Source organism: Azospirillum himalayense (assembly GCF_042657465.1).
In the GTDB taxonomy this organism is placed as follows: Bacteria; Pseudomonadota; Alphaproteobacteria; order Azospirillales; family Azospirillaceae; genus Azospirillum; species Azospirillum himalayense.
The window spans coordinates 1-21,716 of the sequence record NZ_JBHSLC010000007.1 but is presented as its reverse complement, the minus strand read 5'-3'; the positions used below and the strand labels follow the sequence as shown (position 1 = coordinate 21,716).

The following is a 21,716-nucleotide window of genomic DNA, read 5'->3' as shown; positions in this document are numbered from 1 at the left end:
CGTATCAAATTTTTTCCAAATCAAGGTGAGGTGGTTTCCACCGGACAACGTCGTGACTTGCATACGCGAAAATGCAACTCATTCGCAAAATGACGGGGTCTCGGTGATGATCAATGTTGGGGGGCGCCTGCTGCGGGGGCAGACGGCGCGCGGGAACAAGGTGTGGGGGAACGAGGTGCGGACCGGTTGGGCTCCGGCTTTGTTGGGCATGCTGCTGGCATCGACCGCGCTGCACGGCGCCATGGCGGCGCCGATGACGACCGGGGAAGCGCCCGCGCAGGTGGCCCAGCAGGGCCGGACCGTCAGCTTCGCCATTGCCGCCGGCCCGCTGCCGGGCGTGCTCGCCGCCTACGGGCAGGCTACCGGCTTCCAGGTCCTCTACCCCTCCGACATCGCGCAGGGCGTCTCGTCCCCGGGGGTGACGGGAACGCTGGCGCCTCAGGACGCGCTGATCCGCCTGCTTTCCGGCACCGGCCTGATTGCGCGCTTCGTCGATGCCGACACGGTGACGCTGGAGAAGCTGCCGGCCCAGGCGGGGAATGCGGCGGTGCTCGACCCGGTGACCGTCCAGGGTGGGATTTCCCGCGATCCGGGCCGCAGCGAGGGCACCGGCTCCTACACCACCGGATCGACCGACAGCGCCACCAAGCTGACTCTGACGCCGCGCGAGACGCCGCAGTCGGTCAGCGTGATGACCCGCCAGCGCATGGACGACCAGGGGCTGAACGAGATCCGCGACGTGCTCGACCAGACGGTCGGCGTGTCGCGGATGCAGCGCGCCCCGCTGGGCAGCGACGGAGACGATGTCTTCGCCCGCGGCTTTCCGGTGACGAATTATCAGGTGAACGGCATCCCGCGCTCGACCGTGTACGGGTTCGACGATTCCATCTCGGACACGGCGGTGTTCGACCGGATCGAGGTGGTGCGCGGCGCGACCGGCCTGCTGAACGGCGTCGGCGAGCCGTCGGCCTCGGTCAATCTGGTCCGCAAACGCCCGACCCCGACCCTCCAGGCCTACGCCGAGGGCCAGATCGGCTCCTGGAACCGCTACCGCGGCGAGGCCGACCTGTCGGGTCCGCTGACCGAGAACGGCCGCCTGCGCGGACGCGTCGTCGGCGCCTATCAGGACAACGACAGCTTCATCGACCGCCTGCACGCGCGTAAGAAGGTGCTCTACGGCATCCTGGAGGCCGACGTCACCGAGGACACCACCTGGACGGTCGGCGTCGAATACCAGAAGCACCGCTCCGACGACGCCTCCAACTCCGGTTTCCCGCTGTTCTACAGCGACGGGACGAAGACGAACTTCTCCCGCTCCTACAACAGCGGCGCCCGGTGGGGGTACCACATGCACGACAACCTGACCGTCTTCAGCGAGCTGAAGCACCGCTTCGGTGACGGCTGGACGGCGACGCTGAACGTGGAGCGCAACAACCGCGAATATGACAGTCTGCTCGGCTTCGGCACGCGCGGCAGCCTGAACCGGGACGGCACCGGCATGGGCATCTGGCAGGGCCGCTGGAACTCCGACCTGGAGCAAACCTCGGTCAGCGCGGACCTGAACGGCGGCTTCGACCTGTTCGGGCGGCGGCATGACCTGATGGCCGGCATCAGCGGCTACTACGCCAAGCGCGAGGGGCTCGACTACCCGCTCTGGACCACTCCCGGCTACGATCCCTCGATCCCCAACTACTTCACCTGGAACGGCAGCATCGCCCAGCCGACGCTCAACCCGACCGGCCGGTCGCAGACCGACGAGCGGCAGGTGGCCGCCTACGCTGCCACCCGCCTGCGCCCGACCGACGCGCTGTCGGTCATCCTCGGCAGCCGCATCAGCCGGTGGCAGCAGATCGAGAAGAGCAGCCCGAACGCGGGGGCGGGAAGCTACAGCAAGCGGTCGGAGAACGGGGTGCTCACGCCCTACGCCGGCGTCGTGCTCGACCTGACCGACATCTGGTCGGTCTATGCCAGCTACACCAGCATCTTCAAGCCGCAGAACTACAAGGACGTCAGCGGCCAGTCCCTCGATCCGCTGGACGGCAACGCCTACGAGGCCGGCGTGAAGGCCGAGTTCTTCGGCGGCGCCTTGAACGCCAGCGCCGCGGTGTTCCTGATCCAGCAGGACAATCTGGGCGAGGCCGATCCCGGCCGCTTCGCTCCGGACGGCACGCAGGCCTACCGGGCGGTGAAGGGTGCGGAAAGCAAGGGCTTCGAGCTGGAAGTCGCCGGCGAGGTGATGACCGGCTGGCAGGTCGGCGGCGGCTACAGCCACACCTCGATCAAGAACGCCGACGGCCAGCGGATGATGACCTATGTGCCGCGCGACACCTTCAAGCTGTTCACCACCTACCGCCTGCCGGGCGCCTGGGACCGCGTGACGGTGGGCGGCAACCTCAAGTGGGAGGGCGAGGTCTACAGCGGCACCGGCGCCCGGCGCTACGACCGCGACGGCTACGCGGTGGTCGATCTGATGACCCGCTATCAGATCACCGACAAGGTGTCGGCCACGCTGAACCTCAACAACCTGTTCGACAAGAAGTACCTGAGCAGCGTCCAGAACTACGGCTACTACGGCGAGCCGCGCAACGTCCTGCTGTCCCTGCGGGCGACGTGGTGATGACGGCGCGGCGGTCGGCGGCGGCTTCCGGTTCCCGGCGCGGTGTGCGCCGCGGCCTCGCCGCCGCCGCGCTGGTGCTCGGCGGGCTGGCCTCCGCCGCCCTGCTGCGCCCCGGCGATCCCGCCGCCTCGGCGGAGGTGGCGGTGGTCGGCCGCGGCACGGTCGAGGACACGGTGACGGCGCTCGGCAAGATCCAGCCGCGCGCCTACGTCGATGTCGGCGCCCAGGTGTCCGGCCAGTTGACGCGGCTGCATGTGACGGTCGGGCAGATGGTCCGCGAGGGCGATCTGCTGGCCGAGATCGACCCCGCCCTGCAACAGGCCAAGGTCGAGGCCGGGCGCGCCGAGCGCGCCCGCCTGACCGCCCTTCTGGCCGAGCAGCGGGCGCGCGCCGACTTCGCCGAGGCCCAGCTCGCCCGTCAGGCGGCGCTGCGGCGCAGCGGGTCGGGGCGCGGCGAGGCCTTCGACCAGGCCCGGATGGAGGCGCGCATCGCCGCCGCCCAGGTCGAGGCCACCCAGGCGCAGATCCGCCAGACGGATTCGACCCTCCAGGCCGACGAGGCGCAGCTCGGCTACACCCGCATCTACGCGCCGATGAGCGGCACGCTGATTTCGGTTGATGCCCGCCAGGGCCAGACCATCAACTCCGCCTACGAGGCGCCGGTTCTGATGCGGATCGCCGACCTGTCGGCGATGACCGTGTGGACCCAGGTGTCGGAAGCCGACGTGACGCGGCTGACGGGCGGTATGCCGCTCTACTTCACGACGCTCGGCCATCCCGGACGGCGCTGGACCGCGCGCCTGCAGGAGATTTTGCCCGCCCCGCCGAAGCCGCCCGCATCAGGAAGTGGCGGCTCGTCCCCATCCGGCGGCGGCGGGGCGGCCAACAGCGTCGTGCTCTACACCGCACTGTTCGAAATCGCCAACGACCGGGGGGAGCTGCGCCCGGACATGACCGCCCAGGTCTTCTTCGTGGCCGCCGCGGCCAAGGACGCCGTCACCGTGCCGGTCGCCGCCCTGACCTCGGCCGACGAGGTGGCGGGACGGCACAACGTCTCCCTGATTGGCTCTGGGGGCGCCATCGAGACGCGCGAGGTCCGCGTCGGGGTGTGCGACCGCTTCAACGCCCAGATCCTGGAGGGGCTGGCCGAAGGCGAGCGGGTCGTGGTGGGCTGGAAAACCGACGACGGCCGCCCGCCCAAGATCGGGTTCCGGCTGTGAGCGGCCCGCTTCTCGTCCTGGAGGACATCCGCAAGACCTACATCAGCGGCGGCCCTGGCGGTGGCGGCCTGGCGGTCGAGGTGCTGCGCGGCGTCTCCCTGACCGTCGAGGCGGGGGAGTTCGTCGCCATCGTCGGCAGCTCCGGCTCCGGCAAATCGACGCTGATGAACATCCTCGGCGGGCTCGACCGCCCGACCTCCGGACGCTACCGCGTCGACGGGCGCGAGGTGACGGCGCTGGAAGGCGACGAGCGGGCGGCGCTGCGGCTGGACGGCTTCGGCTTCGTCTTCCAGCACTACCATCTGATCCCCGGCACGACGGCGCAGGAGAATGTCGAGATGCCGGGCCGCTACGCGGGCCTGCCCGCCGCGCTGCGCGAAGGCCGCGCCGTGGAGTTGCTGGGCCGCCTGGGGCTGGAGGAGCGGCGCCATCACCGCCCCAACCAGCTTTCGGGCGGCCAGCAACAGCGCGTGTCGATCGCGCGGGCGCTGATGAACGACGCCCCGGTGATCCTGGCCGACGAGCCGACCGGGGCGCTGGACAGCGCCAGCGGGGCGGAGGTGGTGGCGCTGCTGCGTGAGCTGTCCGCCGCCGGGCGCACGGTGATCCTCATCACCCACGACCGCAAGGTGGCGGAGGCCGCCGGCCGGGTGATCGAAATGCGCGATGGCCGAATCGTCGCCGACAGCGGTCGCCCGGCCCCGTCACCGGCGGGCACCTCCTCCAACCCGGCGGAGCGCGTGGCCGCCGGCGCCTCCCTGTGGACCGACGCGGGGGAAGCCCTGTCGGCGGCATTGCGGTCGCTGGGTGCCAACGGCTTCCGCACGGCGCTGACGCTGCTCGGCATCGTCATCGGCGTGGCGTCCGTGATCGCGCTGCTCGCCATCGGCGAGGGCGCCAAGCAGGCGGTGATGGCGCGGGTTGGCGCGCTGGGGGTGAACTTGGTCTATGTCGTGGCGGGCAGCGGCGATCCCCGCCTGCCGGCCACGCCGCTGACCGAGGCGGACGGCGAGGCCATCCTGGAACTGCCCAACGTCGAGAGCGTGATGCCCTTCCTCGACACGCCGGTGATGGTCCGCCACGGCAACATCGACCACCGGACCGAAGGGCTGGCGACCTCGGCGTCGCTGCCGCTGACCCACCGCTGGCCGGTCGCCCGAGGGGCCTTCTTCACCCGCGCCGACGAGCGGTCCGGAGCGGCGGTGGCGGTTCTCGGCCACCGCGTCGCCGAACGGCTGTTCCCGCGCGGGGAATCGCCGCTGGGCAAGCATGTGCTGGTGAACAACATTCCCTTCCTGGTCACCGGCGTGATGGCGCAGAAGGGCGACCTGACCGGCAACCAGAGCACCGACGACTGGGTGTTCGTGCCGCTGTCCACCGGCGTGCAACGGCTGATCGGCAAGCCGGACCTGGAGATGATCCTCGTCTCGGTGCACGACGTGGGGCGGATCGCGCAGACCCGCGACGCCATCAAGGCTCTGCTCTCCGAGCGTCACGGCCAGGAAGATTTCCAGATCCACGACGGGACCGCGCGCATCCAGGCGGCGGCGGAGACCCAGGACACCATGACGCTGCTGCTCGGCTGCGCCGCGGTCATCACGCTGCTGGTCGGCGGCATCGGGGTCATGAACATCATGCTGGTCAGCGTGACCGAGCGGACCCGCGAGATCGGCATCCGCATGGCCGTCGGCGCCCGCGCCGCCGACATCGAGCGGCAGTTCCTGATGGAGGCGGCGCTGGTGGCTGGACTGGGCGGGTTGGTCGGTGTGGCGCTTGGACTGGCCGGCGGCGCGGTGATCGGGCTTCTGGCGATGCCGGTGGTCTTCACCGCGACGGCGATCGCCGGGGCGGTGGCCTCCGCCGTGCTCACCGGCATGGTCTTCGGCCTGATCCCCGCCCGCCGCGCCGCGCGCCTCGACCCGGTGGCGGCGCTGGCGAGCGAGTGATCGGGAGGTTTTTAAGGGTGTAAAGGTGTCGGGGTGTTGCCCCCACCCCGGCCCTCCCCCGCTTCGCAAGGGAGGGAGTTTTGTCCCCTCCCCTGCGCCAGCGGGGGAGGGTTGGGGAGGGGGCAATGAGCTTCAGGGAGGGAGCAGCCCCGCCTCCACCCGCTCCGCCATATGCCCCAGCGCCGTGTCCATCGCCGCCGGCGGACCGCTCTCCAGACTGTCCAGCACGATCAGCCGGGCGCCGCCGTCCGCCACCGCCCGGGCGATCTCCGGCGCCGGCGGACGGTGGTGCAGCACCACCGGAATCGCCTCAGCCTTCAGGGTGGCGGTCAGCTCGGCCAGACGCTCCGGCGTCCAGTCGCGGTCGTCGCGGGTCCAGACCCGGCGCAGATCGAGCCCGAGGTCGGCGGCCAGCGTCGCGAAGCGGTCGGACAGCGCCGCCGCCGCCGGGTCCGGCAGAGCGGCGAAGGCCTGGGCCGACCGGGACGACACCGTCAGCAGCCCGCGCTTCAGCGCGGCGAGATTCGCGTCGATGGCGTCCTTGGAAGCGGGAAAGAGGCGCCGCAGGTCGGCGGCGAGGATGTCGGCCATCCGCCCGGCGTTGGCGATGCCCAGCCAGGGGAAGGCCGCACCGCCGTTGACCGCGATCCCCGGCAAGGCACCGTCCACCGGCCGGGCGGCGTCGATCTCGACGAGGCGGATGTTGGCGCGCCGCGCCAGCGGATAGAGCGGGTCCTCGACCCAGGCGGAGCGCAGGGTCAGCACCGCGTCGGCCTTGCGGGCGGCCTCCGCCAGCTTTGCTTCCCCGCGCCCGCTCAGGAAGGCGTGCTGACGCCCCATGGGGATGGCCGGCGGAACCACCACCTCCACCACCACCGGCGTGCCCTTCGTCAGCGCCTGGGCCAGCCCGGCGGTGACCGGGTGCCCGGCCAGCACCGTCTCGGCGGAAGCGCCCGCCACCGTGGACAGCAGCAGGAGCGCCGCGAGCGTGACGCGCTTCATCCCTCTTCCCCCTTCATGAACAGGCGCGCCAGCAGCGCGCCCAGGAACAGCAGCCCCGCCGCCAGGATGATGGCGCCGCCCGACGGCACCGGCAGGGCAAGTTGCACGGGCAGCAGGATCCCGGCCACCGCCGCCACGCTGGCGAAGGCGACCGACAGCAGGAAGAAGCCGCGCAGCGACGAGGCGACGACCCGCGCCGCGGCGGCGGGAATGACCAGCAGCGCCCCCACCAGGATGGCGCCGATGATCTTCACCGACGCGACGGTGACCACGGTCACCAGCACGATGAACAGATAGTCCAGCCCCCTCACCGGCACGCCGCGCACCCGCGCCAGCGCCGGGTTGAAGCTGGCCAGCAGCAGCCGGTTGAACAGCGGCAGCATCAGCGCGGTCACCCCGAGGGCCACCACCAGCAGCACGGTCAGGTCGCGGTCGTCCACCGTCAGGACCGAGCCGAACAGCACATTCTCCAGGATGTGGATGTTGACCCGGCTCGCCAGGATCAGCAGCAGGCTGGCGCCCAGCGCCAGCGACACCGACAGGAAGACGCCGATCAGCGTGTCGGCGGTCAGGTTGCTGCGGTTGCGCGTGTAGTTCACCAGCAGCGCGAACAGCAGGCAGTAGCCGAACAGGCTGGCGTAGGGACCGGTGTAGGGCTCCCCCACCAGGATGCCGATGGCCACACCGGTCAGCGCGGCGTGGCCGACCGCCTCGGAGAAGAAGGCCAGCCGCTTGGTCACCACCAGCGTGCCGAGCCCGCCGAGCACAGGACCGATGACCAGCCCGGACAGCAGCGCGTTGACGAGGAAGCCGTGGGTCAGGCCGGCGGGCAGCAGCCCGGCCCCGGCCCAGTCCTGGACCAGGGCGCGCAACGCCTCGAAGCTCATGACGCGATCCTCTCGGCCGCGTGGCCGCGCGGGACGGCCGAGAACAGGTCGAACACCCGTTCCGGCGACAGCATCTCCAGCGGGGCGCCGTCGAACAGGACGCGCCGGTTCAGGCCGGTCACCCGCGTCGCCAGCCGGCGCACCTGGGCCAGATCGTGCTCCACCCACAGGACGGTGGTTCCGGCGGCGGACAGCTCGGCCAGCAGCGTTTCGAAGATGGCGATCCCGGCCTCGTCGAGCGCGGTCATCGGCTCGTCCAGAACGATCAGGTCGGGCGCCGGGATCAGCGCCTGGGCGAGCAGGACGCGCTGCCGCTCGCCCCCCGACAGGGCGCCGAAGCGGCGGCGGGCCTTGCCGGCCATGCCGACGCGTTCCAGCGCCGCGCCGTAATTCATGCGCGGGTCCGGCCCGAGGAAGGCGGGGCGGCGCTGGCACAGCACGGCCAGGAAATCCTTCACCGTCAGCGGCAGGCCGCGGTCGAATTCCACCGATTGCGGCACGTAGGCGACGGTGCCCGGCCCGTCGCCCGGCCAGTCGAGCCGGATGGTCCCGCGGTGCGGCGCCTGACCGAGCAGGGCGCGGATCAGCGACGACTTGCCGCCGCCATTGGGGCCGACCAGCGCGTGGACGGTGCCCGCCGCGACGCGCAGGGACACGCCGTCGAGGATCACCGTGCGGCCCAGCGTCAGGTCCACCGCGTCGAACAGGATGGCGGGTCCCGTCACGGCGCCGCCTCGGCCATCGCCAGCACCAGCGTGTCGAGGTTGCGGGCCATCTCGCGCTCGAACAGGTCGGGCGCGTAGTCGCCGTGCGAGATGTGGGAAAAGGCGTAGAGCCGGATGCCGGTCTCGCGCCGGATCGTCTCGACATAGGCGCTGGGGAAGTTCAGCTCCGAGAAGATCACCTGCACGTCCAGCTTGCGCATCGTCGCGATGGTCTCGGCGAGCTGGGCCGGGCTGGGCTCGATGCCGTGGGCGGGCTCCACGACGGCGGAGACCTCCAGCCCGAACTCCCGCAGCAGGTAGTCGTAGGCGCCGTGGATGGTTGCGACGCGCAGGCTGGTGGTGCCCGCCGTCGCCAGCTTCGCCAGCGCGTCGGCCCGCAGCTGGCGCAGGCGGCGGGAATAGGCGCGGGCGTTGGCGGCGTAGGCGGCGGCGTTGTCCGGGTCGAACCGCCCCAGCTCGCGCGCGATGGTCGCGACCTGGAGGACCGAATTGGTGATCGACAGGAAGCTGTGCGGGTTGACCACCTTTCCCGCCGCCCGCGCCGCCGTTCCCGCGGCGGGCAGCAGCGGCACGTCGGCGTTGGATTCGACCACCGGCAGCGACGGCTTTGCCGAGGCGGCGATCATCCGCCCGGCGAAATCGTCGTGCCCGATGCCGTTCAGGACGATGGCGTCCAGCCCGCCGATGCGCTGGATGTCCTCCGGGCGCGGTTCGTAGGCGTGCGGGTTGAAGCCGGCCGGGATGATCGGCACCACCTCGGCCGCGTCGCCGACGATGTTGGCGACGTAGGAATAGTAGGGGTGCAGGGTGACCCCGAAGCGGCGGCGCCCGGCGGGAGCCGCAAAGGGGCGTGCAGGCATGGCCGCGGCGGTCGCGGCGCCCAGGGCTCCGGCCAGGATCAGGCGGCGGTTCGGCCGGCGGTTGGAAAGGAGGCTCATCGGGTCACCCCGGCGGTGAAGGTGGAGACGATCCGCTTCCAGCCGGCGGCGGTTAGGGCCGCGTCCTCCGGCGGGGCGGGCGGGGCTTCGGCGGCGCGCTTCAGCCAGATGTCGGCGCCATGGCCGTCCAACCGCAGGACCAGGGACCCGGCCAGTTCCGGCGCGGCGGAAACGCCGGCATAGGCGATCCCGGCATAGGCGGCGATCCCGTCGCCGGTCCCGGCGAGGGTCCAGGCGTGCCCGCCGCGGGCCGCGGCGCTGGGGTCGGCGGCGAAGGGCGGCAGGGCCTCGGCGGCCAGCTCCTCCGGCGTCGGCGCCCGGCCCTCCGCCTCCCGCAAGGCGGCGATTTCCTCGCCCGCCGCTTTCAGGTCCGCGTAGAGGCCCTGTTCGGCGGCGGTCAGGCCGGTCCGGGAGTCGATGAGGTGGGCGGCCAGCGGGGCTTCCGCGTCCGGAGCGGCGCGCAGCCCGACCGCCAGGGTGGCGGACGCGAGAATGGCGCCCGCGGCCAGCAGGACCCACAGGGTCTCGCGCTCGGCCCCGGCGCGGCGAACGATCTGGTGATGCATGGTTCCGGCTTCGCTGAGGGCGCTACTTGATCGCCGTGTGCTCGATCTCGACCGTGTGGCCGGGCCCGGCGTCGAACAGCACGTAAAAATCCTGCGCGGGGCGCTGGAAGGAGAGGGTGGAATCCGGCCCCAGCTTGCCCTTGACCAGCACCTGCTCGTCGTAGGCGATGACGTCCAGCACGACGCCGGGCGCCTTCGAGCCATCGGAGAAGCCGCCGGTGCACTGCACCGTGTCGCCCTCGACCATCCGGCATTCGCAGATCGGGTAATGGGCCTGTGCCGTGCCGGCGGCGCACAGGGCGAACAGCGCCGCCAGGGTGAGAACGCGCGGCGTCGTCATCGCTTTCCTCCGAAAATCTCGTTCAGGGGCAGGGAGGCCTGATGCACCCCGCCGCCCCAGTCTTCCACCGTCACCCACAGCTCCTCGGTGCCGGCCAGCTCGTCCGGAACGGTCACGTCGGCCTCCCGCTCATAGGGGTTGCCGAAGGCGAGCGCGCCCGCGGTTCGCAGGCTGCGCGGCTTGCCGACGCGCAGGAAGACGCCGCGCACATGGTCGATGTCGGCGGGGCGGATGTGGATGCGGTACTCCTTCAGCCGCTCCCCCGTCGGCATGCGGCGGGGCGCCTCGTCGTAGGTCGCCAGCGTGACCGGAAAGGGGCCGATGGCGACGTCCCGCCGGATCTCGGGCGGCACGAAGATCGGCTTCGGGCTGAAATAGTCGGGGAGGAAGGGCAGCGGCACCAGCATCATCAGGGCGCTGAGATGGAACTTGCCGCGCCGCCAGAGCTTACGCATTGGACGATCCCTCCGCCAAGCGCAGCCCCCGCACCGCCTCGACCGTGGCGCGGGCGGTCCGCTTCATCCAGATCAGCATGCCGCTGAAGACCAGCGTGGTCATCAGCAGGCCGAAGGCGAACCACACCAGCTTGACTGGGAGACCGCCGAAATCGCCGGTGTGCAGAGCGCGCATGATGGTGCGGGTCAGCTCGATGCCCGAGGCCGCTTCCATCCCGCCCTCGATGAGGATCACCTCGGCGGTAAAGGGGTTCACCCGGACATAGTCGGGCAGCAGCGGCACCTGCCCGCTGGACCCCGCCACTGTCGCCGGGTCGTAGGCGGTGCCGGGCAGCCACAGGTAGCGCAGCCGCATGTCCGGCAGGGCCGCCTTGGCGCTGGCCATGATGGCGTCGACGTCCGGCCTCGGAGCGGTCGCGGTCACCGGGATCTGGTCGCGCGCCAGCAGGACCGGCGCCTTCCCGCCACCCAGCCCCATCCCGAGGTGGAACAGCATCATGTAGATCAGGAACCACAGGCTGGTGACGGAGATGACCGCGATGAACCAGATCGACCATGTGCCGGCGACGCGGTGCAGGTCGCCCCACATCACGCGCGGCGCCTGCCGCCAGCGGATGCGCGGCTGGTAGAAGGATTTCCAGAACCGTTTGTAGACCACCAGCCCGGTGACCAGCGACCCGACGAGCGGGATGGCCAGCAGGGTCACGAGGTACCAGCCCACGGGGAAGGTCATCAGCCAGCCGTGCAGCGCTCGGAAGAAGCTCTGGAACGAGTTGCCGGTGGACAGCCCCTGCACCGCCCCGCTGATCGGATTCACCCAGGCGGTGGTGGAGGTTCCGTCGGGCATCGCCATTCGGGCGCTGACCGCCATGTGGGAGCCGCCCCAGCTCAGCGAGCTTACCCGACCGCCCGGTGCCGCGGTCTCCGCGGCGGCGATCAGCGCGCTGGCCGGCAGCGGCTCCCCAACACCCGACGCCCGCATGGCGGGATTGACCAGCCACATGATCTCGGTGCTGACCACGGCGATGGTGCCGGTCAGGCAGACGAAGAACAGGAACGCCCACAGGGGCATAGCCAGCCAGGAGTGCCATAGGAACCACAGCCGCGTGCGCGACTTGCCAACGCTCATCTCGTTTTCTCCGCAGGAACCACCGCTCCGACTCTCCAGACGAACGGGGCGGGCCATCGCCTCACGGTCAATTGCGAAGAATTCTCATTTTCGTTTGCGGCGCTGAGCGGCCGTCGGGAAAAATCCGCTCCCGCAGGGGACCGTTCAGGCGGAGATGCGGCGTCGCGTGGCAGATCGCGACCGCTGCGGCGTGGGACAATCGAGAAATGCGGGTTCTTTGCGTGCCGGGTCAGCTGCCGAGACGGTGCCCGTTCACGTGCTGCAATTTGTCCGGGTTTCTGGTGATGTAGATCGCGACGATCTTCCCCTGCTCGATTTGCAAGGCGGTGGTCTGCACGATCCCGCCGTCCTCGATGGAAAGGAAGCCGGGAAGCCTGTCGATGACGGCATAGCGTATGAGGAGGGACGGAGACCGTCTGAACTCCTGCGCAAGCTGGGCGTGTCGCACCATCACGTCCCTGATTCCGATCAGTGGACGCTGCGAGGCCGGCACCCTCCCGCCGCCGTCCGCGCTGGCGCTGACATCATCGGCAAGAAGCAAGCGCAGCCGGTCCATGTCGCCATTACGCGACGCTGTGAAGAACGCAGCGGCGATTTCCTGGCCATGTTCTTTCGTCACCGTGAAGCGCGGGCGGGCCGCCTGAATATGGTTACGCGCCCGGCAGGCCAATTTGCGGCAGGCCGCGGTTTCACGGCCGATGGCGTTGGCAACGTCATCAAACCCCACGCCGAAAACGTCGTGGAGCAGAAAGGCCGCTCGCTCCAACGGCGACAGACGCTCCAGCGCGATCATCAAGGGAAGCGTGATGTCGTCGATGGCGTCCAATTCCTCCGCGTCGACGATCGGCTCCGGCAGCCACGGTCCGATGTAGGTTTCGCGCCGGCGCCGTGCCGATTTCAGTTCGTTCAGGCAGAGGCGCGTGACGATGGTGTGCAGCAAGGCCGCCGGCTGCCGGACCGTCTCACGGTCGGTCGCCAGCCAGCGGAGATAGGCATCCTGAACAACGTCCTCGGCATCCGCCACCGACCCGAGCATCCGGTATGCGAGACGGACGAGGCGGGGGCGGATTTCAGAGAATGACGGGTCGGCGGGGATGTCGTTCATGGCCCTATAGCCTTGCCATTCCTTCGTTATTCCGCGTGAACGGCGCTGACCGTATAGAGGCTCGGCATGACCGATGTCGCGAGCCCCGCAAATTTCTTGAGTTGCTCCTGCGTTTCGGGCCTCCTCATGAAGGCTTCGAAGTGCTCCTTGGATGCCCACTGGGCGTAGTTCACGATCTTCTTTCCGTCGAGGCTGCTGTGGATGCAGACCGATAGGAAGCCGGGCTGGTGGCGAATGGTGTTTTCGGTCGACTCCGACAGAACCTTCGCCAGGTCGGCCTGCTTCTCCGGCTCGACCTCATAAACGTTTATCAGCGTCAGACATGAGGATTGAGGATCGATCACCGCCGTGTTCTTGGCCATCGCTGTCTCCCTTGAAGGTGTAGGCACGAAGGGGATGACAACGCCCACCCTCCGGACTGTGACATGCGGGGCGAGAAAAGCGAAAAAGCGAGGCGCTTATCGGCTCGCGGCTTGAGAGCGACGTTTCCTCCGGTCGTTTCAGGACGTTTGCGCTGGTGGGATCAGGCTGGTTTCAGGTCAGCCATTGCGCCATTCCGACGTTGCTGGACACCACCGCGTCGATGCTGTCGCGCAGCTTGGCGAGGCTGATCGGTTTCACCAGATAGCCGTTGACGTTGTGCTCCTTGGCAAAGCGCACGGTGCTGAGGTCGGCGTCGCCGGTCAGGAAGATCACGGGGGTCTTGTCCACGTCCTTGACCTTGATTCCCCGCACGCCTTGCAGGAACTGCTTGCCGTTCATCGGCGCCATGTGGATGTCGCAGAAGACGATGTCCGGGCGTGTCCGCACCACCTCCATCAGCCCGTCCTTGCCGTTGGAGGATTCCAGGATGGAGCGCACGCCGATCTCCTTCAGGACCTTGCGGATCAGGCCGCGGGTGAAGTTGTCGTCCTCGACGATCAGGATGCTCAGCTTCGAGTAATCTACCGCCATGGTGGGCTGCCCTTGTTCAAGACGTCGGTGCGGGACTGTGCGACGCCCGCATCGCGGCGGTCGCGGTGATCAGCTCGTCCAGGGTGGCGTCCAGCATGCTGGCGAGGAGCGCGGCGGTCTCCGCGTCCCCGGCGTCCAGCAGGTCCTGGGTGTCGGCGGCCAGCCGGCCCAGCCGGGCCGCCCCGATCGACAGGGCCGCCCCCTTCAGCGTGTGGACCGCGTCGCGGGCCGGGCCGGTGGCTCCGGCCTCCAGCGCCGTCACGGCGGCCTGGATCAGCCCCGGCGCCATGCCCAGGAAATCGCCGAGGAAGACCATGGCGTCCGGGTCGTCGCGGCCGAAATTCTGGCTCAGCTGGCCGAGGTCGAAGATTTGCGGATCGATGTCGGCGTCCGCCCAGCTCGGCGCGGGCGACGCTTCGGCGACGGCCGCCGGCTCCGGCTTGGCGGGCGTCCGGCGGGCCGGCAGGCGCAGCGAGCGGGCCTGCGGCAGGAAGCGGTCCAGCGTTTCGGCCAGCAGCCGGGATTCGATGGGCTTGGTCAGATAGCCGTCCATCCCCGCCTCCAGGCAGCGCTGCTGCGTGCCCGGCAGGGCATCGGCGGTCAGGGCGACGATGGGCAGCCGGGTCACGGCACCCTCGCCCAACGCCTCCGCAATCTCCCGTTCGCGGGCGCGGATGGCGTGGGTCAGGCCGAATCCGTCCATCTCCGGCATGTGGAAGTCGGTCAGCAGCAGGCCATAGCGGCCCGGCTGCAGCATCTCCAGCGCACGGGCGCCGTTGTCGGCCATTTCGATGGCGTAGCCGCGCTTGTTCAGCATGCGTCGGATCACCGTCTGGTTGATCGGGTTGTCCTCCGCCACCAGGATAAGCGCCCCGGCCGCAATGGCGGATTCGATGGGCGGCGGTTCCCAGCCGGCGGCGTCGTGCTCCCGCGGTTCCGACCGCCGTTCCAGGCTGGCCCGGCCCAGCGCCGCCGCGATGGCCAGCCAGACCCGCCGCCGCCGCAACGGCAGATTGACGGCGCACAGCAGCCCGATGCGGTCGGCTTCCGACATGGTGGAGGCCAGCGCACGCGGCACGGCCAGGATGACCGCGGGGACCGGACCGTCGGCGAAGGCGGGGGACTGCACGATGGCGCGGCAACAGGCGATGGCGGCTTCGGATTGTACTCCGCCATTGACCAGCACCACCAGCCGCCCCGGACCGGCCTGGGTTTCGGTCACCGCCCCGAGGCCGTCGGTCAGATCGTACCAGCCCAGCGGGGCGATGCCGGCGGCGGCCAGGATGCCCTGCAGCGCTTGGCGGCCGGCGCCGTCGAAACCGACGGCCACCACGCGGGCGTCGTCCACCGCCACTGCCGGGGCCGCCGGTGTCCGGGGCTGCGGGCAGTCGGCGGTCGGGGCGGCCACCGCGAAGGGCAGCTCGAACCAGAAGGTGGAGCCCTCGCCGAACACCGAGTCCACCGCGATGCCGCCCCCCATCATGGTGCACAGCTTGTGGCAGATCGTCAGACCCAGCCCGGTGCCGCCGAAGCGGCGGGAGGTCGAGCTGTCGGCCTGCTGGAAGGGCTGGAACAGCTTGGCCCGCTGCTCCTCGGTCAGGCCGATCCCGCTGTCGGCCACGGCGAAGCGCAGCATCACCCCGCCATCCGCGGCGCCCTCCGTACCGGACCGCGGTTCGGCGCTGACCGTCACGGCGACGCTGCCCTTCTCGGTGAATTTGACGGCGTTGCCCATCAGGTTGATGAGGATCTGGCGCACGCGCGTCGGATCGCCGGTCAGCCGGTCGGGAACGCCCGGCCCGACGTCGACGGACAGCTGAAGCCCCTTTTCCTCGATGCGCCCGGCCACCAGCTCCGCGGACTCCTCGACCACCTCCAGGGGGGAGAAGGGGACGGATTCGATCTCCATCTTCCCCGCCTCGATCTTGGAGAAATCCAGGATGTCGTTGATGATGATGAGAAGCGCCTGGGCCGACGACCGGATGACCCCAAGCATGCCGTGCTGCTCCTCGGTCAGGTCGGTCTGATCCAGCATCTCGGCCATCGCCGTCACGCCGTTCATCGGCGTGCGGATCTCGTGGCTCATCACGGCCAGGAAGGAGGACTTCGCCCGCGTCGCCTCCTCCGCCTGGTTCTTGGCCTCGTGCAGGGCGGTTTCCCGCTGGGCGATCTCGGTGACGAAATGCTGCACCGAGCGGGCCATGGCCCCGACCTCGTCCTGGCGTCCGGTGTCCACGATGGCGCCGGTCAGCGGGTTTCCGGCCAGATGGACCATCTGCCTTTGCAGACGGTCCAACGGACGGGTGATCGAGCGGGCGGCGTAGAAGGCCCCGGCGATGGCCAACAGCAGGCCGGCGGTGGCCCCGAGCACGAGGGCGGACCGCAGGAAGGCCCCGATGGTTTCGGCGTTGCTGCGGAACGTATCGTTCAGCGCGCTGGCGCCCGACGCCATCTCCTTCGCGTCCGCGTCCATCTGGGCGATCATCAGGTCCTGGACGCTCAGCCCCTCGCGCACCTTGTCCAGGCTGTCCCGCCAGCCGGCCACGGCGGACATCATGCCGCCGCGCACCAGCGGGGGCAGCGCGATCCGCTCGATCTGCTCCTCCACCGCCGCGCCGTCCGCGATCAGCGTGATGGTCGCGCCGATGTCCCGGCGGCTGACCGCGTCGGCGGTGGCGTGCGCCAGCTTCAGCACGGCGATGGTCACGCCCTGCGCCTGCTGTTCGGTCTCGTTGGCCGACACGGCGTGGGCAGTGAGTTCGGTGACCTCGTTCAGCGTGGCGGCGTAGGCCGTGCCGTAGACGTTCAGGATCTGGTCGATGCGCTTTTCCAGTTCCTGCGCGCTGTCCCGGATGTCGCCGCCGTCCATCAACGCGCTGGACACCTGCGCGACCGCCGCGACGATGCGCTTCTGCCCCCGGCTCCCGCGCCCTTCCGCCGCGGCGGCCCGCTCCAGCGCGTCCTCGAGCGCGTCCGCGCTGTTGCTCAGGCGCAGCATCAGCACGCCGGTGTCGTGCGCGCCGGAATTGCCGGGTGCGGTGCCGCCACCTTGAGCCTGACCGTGCTCCCTGGACAGCCGGGCCGCCTCGTGCCGCCACAGCCCGGCCAGCGCGGCGTAGATGCTGCGGGCGTTGTCCAGCACGTCGCGGTGCAGGGTCAGGCGGCGGTCGGAGTCGGCCACCGTCTCGGCATAGCCGAGGTTGGCGAGGTTCTGGCGCTGGCGGGCGGCATCGGTGATGTCGATCAGCCGGGCCGCCTGCTGGGCCATGGCGCCGATCAGGGCGTCGTTCCGCTCGGTGACCGCCTTCAGCTCCTCCATCTGCGTGGCGTAGCGGTCCAGAACCCGCCGCGTCTCGCTGACGGCGCTTTCCAGCGCATCGTCCTCGGTGGCGTCGGCCAGAGCGTCCATCTGGCGGCGCGCCTCGCCGGTGTGGGCGTCGAAACGGACGGCCTGCGCCGCCCGCCGGCTGGCCGCGGTGTTCAGATAGTCGGAGCGCGCCGCCTCCGCCCCCAGCAGTTCGCGGTAGATCGTGCCGGCGGTGACCACCGAACCGTTGGCGCGGTCGGACTGCTGCAGCAGGAACCACGCGACGATGGCGATGGCCGCCGCCACCAGCACCGGCATGCCGCCGACCGCGGCGATCCGCTGGGCGATGTTGGTGCGGGTCATCACCGCGCGCCGCCGCTCACTGGGCGAGATCGACGCGGTGGAACAGGTGCAGGCCGAAGGGATTCATCCGATAGCCCGTCACCTCCTCGCGCAGCACCATGAACACCATGGAATGGGCCAGCGGCAGCCACGGCGCCTGATCCTTGAAGATCTCCTGCGCCCGATGGTAGAGGGCGGTGCGCTTGGCGACGTCGGTGGTCTGCTTGGCCTCGATGATGACGTCGTCGAAGGAGCGGTCGCACCATTTGCCCATGTTGCCGCCGCCCTTGCGGGCTCCCTCGCAGCTCAGCAGCGTGTAGAGGAAATTGTCCGGGTCGCTGTTGTCACCGGTCCAGCCGATCATGCCCAACTGGTGGTCGCCGTTCATCAGCCGCTTCATGTAGACCGACCAGTCGTCGGTCACCAGGGTGGCCTTGACGCCGACCTGGGCCAGATCGTTGGCCATCATTTCCGCCGCCCGCTTGCCGGCGGGCATGTAGGGCCGGGCCACCGGCATGTGCCACAGCTCGATCTCGAAGCCGTTGGCGTAGCCGGCCTCGGCCAGGAGCTGGCTCGCCCCCTTGGGATCGTAGGGGATGTCGGTGATCGCGTCGTTGTAGCCCCAGCTCGTCGGCGGCAACGGATTCTTCGCCGTGCGCCCGGTGTCGCCGTAGAGCGCGTCCACCAGCGTTTCCTTGTCGATGGCCATGCTGATCGCCCGGCGCACCCGCACGTCGTCCAGCGGCTTCCGTTCCACGTTGAAGGTGAGGAAGGCGACGTTGTAGCCCTCCTGCCGCAGCAGGGTCAGCGACGGGCTGTTCCGGATCTTCGGCAGGTCGGTCAGGTTGGGATAGGGCATGACGTGGCATTCGCCGGCCTGCAGCCGGTTCAGCCGGACCGTGGCGTTGGGGGTGATGGCGAAGACCAGATTGTCCAGCGGCGGGCGCCCGGCCCAATGCCCCTCGAACGCCTTGTACTGGAGCAGATTGTCCTTCTGGTAGGAAAGGAGCTGGAAGGCGCCGGTCCCCACCGGCTCCAGATCGAACAGCTCCGGCGTGCCGCGCTTGACCATGGTGTCGGCGTATTCCGCCGAGGTGATGGCGGCGAAGACCATCGACAGGTTGGCCAGGAAGGGCGCCTGCGGCCGGTTCAGGGTGAAGCGCACCGTCAGGTCGTCCACCGCCTCGATCGACTTCAGGATCGACCCCATGGAGAGGTCGTTGAAGTAGTTGTAGGCCCCGTTTCCGACCGAATGGTACGGGTGGTCCTTGTGCCATTGCCGGAAGAAGCTGAACAGCACGTCGGCGGAGTTCAGCGTGCGCGTCGGCGTGTAGCCGGGCGTGTCGTGGAAGCGCACGCCGGGCCGCAGCTTGAACGTGTAGACGGTGCCGTCCGGCGAGATGGTCCAGGATTCCGCCAGCGCGGGCACGATGCTCTTCGACTCCGCATCGAATCGCACCAGCGTGTCGTAGGCGTGCAGGATCGCGTCGAAGCTGGTGTTGGTGCGGGCCAGCGCCGGGGCCAGATTGTCCGGGTTGCCCTCCGAACAGAAAACCAGCGTCGATGCCGCCTCGGCCGTCTGCAGCGCTCCGGCGCCCGCCAGAGCCGTCGCCGCGACCAGGGCCGCGATCAGGAATGCCCCGCCCGACCGGGCCAAACCGCTCTTCAACAAACCTGCCGTCACTGCCCCGCACTCCTTCAACCGTTCACCCGCCCGAGCCCCCAATTGGCTTGCGGAGATTAAGGCCAAGGAGCGCTTACTTGCAATTGATGATATCTTTCATAAGACAATCTTTAAGTTTCTCCGAAGAAACAATGCTTCCTCGTCGAAACTTTCTGTAACGACGCGGAGCGCGTCGGGAGAGACCGTGTGGCGATCCTCTGCAACGGAGCCCATTCCGTGGCGCGTTGCTGGAAAGGGGGTGTTGGGAATGGGCCGTTCAGCAGCGTAGCCTACGATGCAGGTGGTGAGGTGGTTCGCACGGGGCGACCCTCGATGGGGTAGGCAGGGTCGTTGTAGCCTGGAGACGAGGGATGTCCGGTCGTGACCAGCCGGTCGATCAACGCCTCGTCCTCGGCGGTGAAGGCGTAATCCAGCGCGCCGAGGTAAGCGTGCCATTGCTCTTCCGTGCGCGGCCCGGCGATCGGAGCGGTCACAAGGCGGTTGTTGAGGACCCACGCAACAGCGAATTGTCCCGGCGTGATGCCGCGCGATTCCGCATGGCGCTTGATCTCCTGGGCGATCTCCAGACTTTCCGGCCGCCATTCCGTGTTCATCATGCGCCGATCCTTGCGGCCGGCGCGGGTGTCGGCGGATGGCTCATCCCCGGGACGATATTTGCCGGTGAGCACGCCGCGGGCGAGCGGGCTGTAGGGGACCACGCCCAAGCCGTAATGGCCGCAGGCGGGCAGGATCTCGACCTCCGGCATGCGGTTGAGCGCGTTGTAATAGGGCTGGCAGGCCACCGGCCGGTCAATGCCCAGACGGTCGCACAGACGGCAGATCTCGGCGATGCGCCAGGACCGGAAATTCGACACGCCGAACGCGCGGATCTTGCCGCTACGGATCAGGTCGCCCAATGCCGCAACGGTCTCCTCCAGCGGGGTGTCGGGGTCCTCACGGTGCAAGTAGTAGAGGTCGATCCACTCCGTGCCCAGGCGCCGAAGGCTCGCGTCGCACGCCACGTTCAGCCGGCGCCGCGAGAGGCCCCGCTGGTTCGGACCGGGCCCCGTGGGATTGCCGAGCTTGGTCGCCACCACCCAACGCTCACGGTCGCTCCTCACGGCTCGGCCGACGATTTCCTCGGATCGGCCTTCGTTGTAGACGTCGGCGGTGTCGATGAAGTTGATGCCCGCTTCTGCGGCATGCGCGACGATGCGCACAGCCGTCGGCTCGTCCGTGGGGCCGCCGAACATCATGGCACCAAGGCAGAGCGGCGACACCTTCACACCACTGCGACCGAGCTTGCGATAGTTCATCCTTGCACCCTCCCGTTGTGCTGTCTTGGCCGGCTCGTCATCCTGGCTGTGGGGGACGCGAGTTGCCATGGAAATGGCTTGCGGACGCGATGATGGAGCCTGAAGCCCACCTTCGGCGAGACGATCGTTTCGCGCAAATCAGACTCCTTTGAGAGCGAACCACACATGGCAGGCCGGAGCCAGCATCGAAGAGAGGGGGCACCGCCGATGAAGGGCGCAGGCGCACTGCCCCTCATCGGCGGCCGGCGATCCGGTCAGTGATGACGTTGCGCTTCCGGCCGCACATCCGGCATGAAGCCCTTCCGATTCTTCTTCATGACCGTCCCCTTGCTCGACGAACTCCAATTCAGGGTGGTGGCGTTTCAGGGGAGCAGGGTACGCGCATCAGCGAGACTTGGTTGAGTTCAGTCCACGTCCATGCACCGAGGGCGATCATGGTGCTGTTGCCGTGTTCCGGAAGGGCAACGACGGTGTTTCAATCCACGCCCTCGCACGGAGGGCGACGAGCTGGCCGAGGACCTCATCCACCGCATGCTGGTGGTTTCAATTCACGCCCTCGCACGGAGGGCGACGACTGGAAATCGTCGGCGAGCAACATGCATGGGCAGTTTCAATCCACGCCCCCGCACGGAGGGCGACAGCCGGGACCAACGGCTCTTGCAGATCGGCGGTCGTTTCAATCCACGCCCCCGCACGGAGGGCGACATGCTGCCGCCACGCTGGCGGAGGTGTCGGCGCTGTTTCAATCCACGCCCCCGCACGGAGGGCGACGCCGCTAAGATCGGAGCGGTTCCCAAACTCAAGGGTTTCAATCCACGCCCCCGCACGGAGGGCGACGGCAGTGTGGAGCGCAGGGACCGGACGGGGCTACGGTTTCAATCCACGCCCCCGCACGGAGGGCGACCCGCATCGGCTCGCGCCTGTGGCTGCTGTCGCGTGTTTCAATCCACGCCCCCGCACGGAGGGCGACGCGGCGGAAGCGATCCAGCAGCGCAGCCGACCAGTTTCAATCCACGCCCCCGCACGGAGGGCGACACGACGCATACGCCCGCGCGACCAAGGGTTTCATGTTTCAATCCACGCCCCCGCACGGAGGGCGACGGTTGTCAAACGACTTCAGGAACTGGACCGGGGACGACACGAGGAACTGGACCCTCGAACGTCATAGCGTGTTCTCGGTGACCGCCGGGGCCGGATTCGTCTT

General features: G+C 69.2%; 17 protein-coding genes and 1 CRISPR repeat array. Of the genes, 3 read left to right on the top strand and 14 right to left on the bottom strand.

What is annotated here, in order from left to right; genetic code table 11:
- Positions 1–106: 106 nt before the first annotated feature.
- The 3 genes from ACFPMG_RS05035 to ACFPMG_RS05025 are packed head-to-tail and all read left to right on the top strand — an operon-like array spanning position 107 to position 5,783.
- Positions 107–2,617, top strand: coding sequence for a TonB-dependent siderophore receptor (locus ACFPMG_RS05035; RefSeq protein WP_376994111.1), 2,511 nt, complete (start codon positions 107–109; stop codon positions 2,615–2,617).
- On the top strand, positions 2,617–3,837 hold the full coding sequence (locus ACFPMG_RS05030; RefSeq protein ID WP_376994110.1) for an efflux RND transporter periplasmic adaptor subunit: 1,221 nt from the start codon (positions 2,617–2,619) through the stop codon (positions 3,835–3,837). Before ACFPMG_RS05035 ends, ACFPMG_RS05030 begins: the two co-directional genes overlap by 1 nt.
- A complete protein-coding gene (locus ACFPMG_RS05025) occupies positions 3,834–5,783 on the top strand; it encodes a MacB family efflux pump subunit (RefSeq protein WP_376994109.1) in 1,950 nt (649 codons plus the stop codon). Before ACFPMG_RS05030 ends, ACFPMG_RS05025 begins: the two co-directional genes overlap by 4 nt.
- 132 nt (positions 5,784–5,915) lie before the next feature.
- On the opposite strand, the gene ACFPMG_RS05020 is transcribed toward ACFPMG_RS05025, so the two are convergent.
- From ACFPMG_RS05020 to ACFPMG_RS04955, 14 genes are all read right to left on the bottom strand, one after another.
- The gene (locus ACFPMG_RS05020) at positions 5,916–6,785 is read right to left on the bottom strand and encodes a metal ABC transporter solute-binding protein, Zn/Mn family (RefSeq protein ID WP_376994108.1); all 870 of its coding nucleotides are present in this window, start codon (positions 6,783–6,785) and stop codon (positions 5,916–5,918) included.
- Positions 6,782–7,672 (bottom strand): metal ABC transporter permease, encoded by an 891-nt coding sequence (locus ACFPMG_RS05015; RefSeq protein WP_376994107.1) that lies wholly within the window; start codon positions 7,670–7,672, stop codon positions 6,782–6,784. Before ACFPMG_RS05015 ends, ACFPMG_RS05020 begins: the two co-directional genes overlap by 4 nt.
- Positions 7,669–8,397, bottom strand: a complete 729-nt coding sequence (locus ACFPMG_RS05010; RefSeq protein WP_376994106.1) for a metal ABC transporter ATP-binding protein — start codon at positions 8,395–8,397, stop codon at positions 7,669–7,671. Before ACFPMG_RS05010 ends, ACFPMG_RS05015 begins: the two co-directional genes overlap by 4 nt.
- Complete coding sequence (locus ACFPMG_RS05005) at positions 8,394–9,335, bottom strand: metal ABC transporter solute-binding protein, Zn/Mn family (protein WP_376994105.1); 942 nt, start codon at positions 9,333–9,335, stop codon at positions 8,394–8,396. Before ACFPMG_RS05005 ends, ACFPMG_RS05010 begins: the two co-directional genes overlap by 4 nt.
- The gene (locus ACFPMG_RS05000; RefSeq protein ID WP_376994104.1) at positions 9,332–9,901 is read right to left on the bottom strand and encodes a DUF6162 family protein; all 570 of its coding nucleotides are present in this window, start codon (positions 9,899–9,901) and stop codon (positions 9,332–9,334) included. Before ACFPMG_RS05000 ends, ACFPMG_RS05005 begins: the two co-directional genes overlap by 4 nt.
- A 22-nt stretch (positions 9,902–9,923) precedes the next feature.
- Complete coding sequence (locus ACFPMG_RS04995) at positions 9,924–10,241, bottom strand: hypothetical protein (RefSeq protein ID WP_376994103.1); 318 nt, start codon at positions 10,239–10,241, stop codon at positions 9,924–9,926.
- Positions 10,238–10,696, bottom strand: a complete 459-nt coding sequence (locus ACFPMG_RS04990) for a hypothetical protein (RefSeq protein WP_376994102.1) — start codon at positions 10,694–10,696, stop codon at positions 10,238–10,240. Before ACFPMG_RS04990 ends, ACFPMG_RS04995 begins: the two co-directional genes overlap by 4 nt.
- Entirely contained in the window at positions 10,689–11,825 is a 1,137-nt protein-coding gene (locus tag ACFPMG_RS04985; protein ID WP_376994101.1) for a PepSY-associated TM helix domain-containing protein, read from the bottom strand. Before ACFPMG_RS04985 ends, ACFPMG_RS04990 begins: the two co-directional genes overlap by 8 nt.
- 229 nt (positions 11,826–12,054) lie before the next feature.
- Entirely contained in the window at positions 12,055–12,930 is an 876-nt protein-coding gene (locus ACFPMG_RS04980) for a sigma-70 family RNA polymerase sigma factor (RefSeq protein ID WP_376994100.1), read from the bottom strand.
- A 26-nt stretch (positions 12,931–12,956) separates the two neighbouring features.
- Positions 12,957–13,292 (bottom strand): antibiotic biosynthesis monooxygenase family protein, encoded by a 336-nt coding sequence (locus tag ACFPMG_RS04975; protein WP_376994099.1) that lies wholly within the window; start codon positions 13,290–13,292, stop codon positions 12,957–12,959.
- A gap of 172 nt (positions 13,293–13,464) precedes the next feature.
- Complete coding sequence (locus ACFPMG_RS04970) at positions 13,465–13,884, bottom strand: response regulator (RefSeq protein WP_145682189.1); 420 nt, start codon at positions 13,882–13,884, stop codon at positions 13,465–13,467.
- A 16-nt stretch (positions 13,885–13,900) separates the two neighbouring features.
- Positions 13,901–17,554 carry a hybrid sensor histidine kinase/response regulator gene (locus ACFPMG_RS04965; RefSeq protein ID WP_376994098.1) on the bottom strand — a complete coding sequence of 1,218 codons (3,654 nt, stop codon included), beginning with the start codon at positions 17,552–17,554 and terminating at the stop codon, positions 13,901–13,903.
- A 16-nt stretch (positions 17,555–17,570) separates the two neighbouring features.
- Positions 17,571–19,217: an ABC transporter substrate-binding protein gene (locus ACFPMG_RS04960; RefSeq protein ID WP_376994097.1), complete on the bottom strand. Its 1,647-nt coding sequence runs from the start codon at positions 19,215–19,217 to the stop codon at positions 17,571–17,573.
- Positions 19,218–19,486: 269 nt separating this feature from the next.
- On the bottom strand, positions 19,487–20,512 hold the full coding sequence (locus ACFPMG_RS04955) for an aldo/keto reductase (RefSeq protein ID WP_376994096.1): 1,026 nt from the start codon (positions 20,510–20,512) through the stop codon (positions 19,487–19,489).
- A gap of 472 nt (positions 20,513–20,984) precedes the next feature.
- A CRISPR array of direct repeats spans positions 20,985–21,613; the repeat unit is 32 nt; unit sequence GTTTCAATCCACGCCCCCGCACGGAGGGCGAC.
- Positions 21,614–21,716 lie beyond the last annotated feature (103 nt).

Coding starts and splice junctions, on each gene's coding strand:
- ACFPMG_RS05035 (WP_376994111.1), top strand. CDS start 107: ATGATCAATGTTGGGGGGCGCCTGCTGCGGGGGCAGACGGCGCGCGGG.
- ACFPMG_RS05030 (WP_376994110.1), top strand. CDS start 2,617: ATGACGGCGCGGCGGTCGGCGGCGGCTTCCGGTTCCCGGCGCGGTGTG.
- ACFPMG_RS05020 (WP_376994108.1), bottom strand. CDS start 6,785: ATGAAGCGCGTCACGCTCGCGGCGCTCCTGCTGCTGTCCACGGTGGCG.
- ACFPMG_RS05015 (WP_376994107.1), bottom strand. CDS start 7,672: ATGAGCTTCGAGGCGTTGCGCGCCCTGGTCCAGGACTGGGCCGGGGCC.
- ACFPMG_RS05005 (WP_376994105.1), bottom strand. CDS start 9,335: ATGAGCCTCCTTTCCAACCGCCGGCCGAACCGCCGCCTGATCCTGGCC.
- ACFPMG_RS05000 (WP_376994104.1), bottom strand. CDS start 9,901: ATGCATCACCAGATCGTTCGCCGCGCCGGGGCCGAGCGCGAGACCCTG.
- ACFPMG_RS04995 (WP_376994103.1), bottom strand. CDS start 10,241: ATGACGACGCCGCGCGTTCTCACCCTGGCGGCGCTGTTCGCCCTGTGC.
- ACFPMG_RS04990 (WP_376994102.1), bottom strand. CDS start 10,696: ATGCGTAAGCTCTGGCGGCGCGGCAAGTTCCATCTCAGCGCCCTGATG.
- ACFPMG_RS04985 (WP_376994101.1), bottom strand. CDS start 11,825: ATGAGCGTTGGCAAGTCGCGCACGCGGCTGTGGTTCCTATGGCACTCC.
- ACFPMG_RS04980 (WP_376994100.1), bottom strand. CDS start 12,930: ATGAACGACATCCCCGCCGACCCGTCATTCTCTGAAATCCGCCCCCGC.
- ACFPMG_RS04975 (WP_376994099.1), bottom strand. CDS start 13,292: ATGGCCAAGAACACGGCGGTGATCGATCCTCAATCCTCATGTCTGACG.
- ACFPMG_RS04970 (WP_145682189.1), bottom strand. CDS start 13,884: ATGGCGGTAGATTACTCGAAGCTGAGCATCCTGATCGTCGAGGACGAC.
- ACFPMG_RS04965 (WP_376994098.1), bottom strand. CDS start 17,554: ATGACCCGCACCAACATCGCCCAGCGGATCGCCGCGGTCGGCGGCATG.
- ACFPMG_RS04955 (WP_376994096.1), bottom strand. CDS start 20,512: ATGAACTATCGCAAGCTCGGTCGCAGTGGTGTGAAGGTGTCGCCGCTC.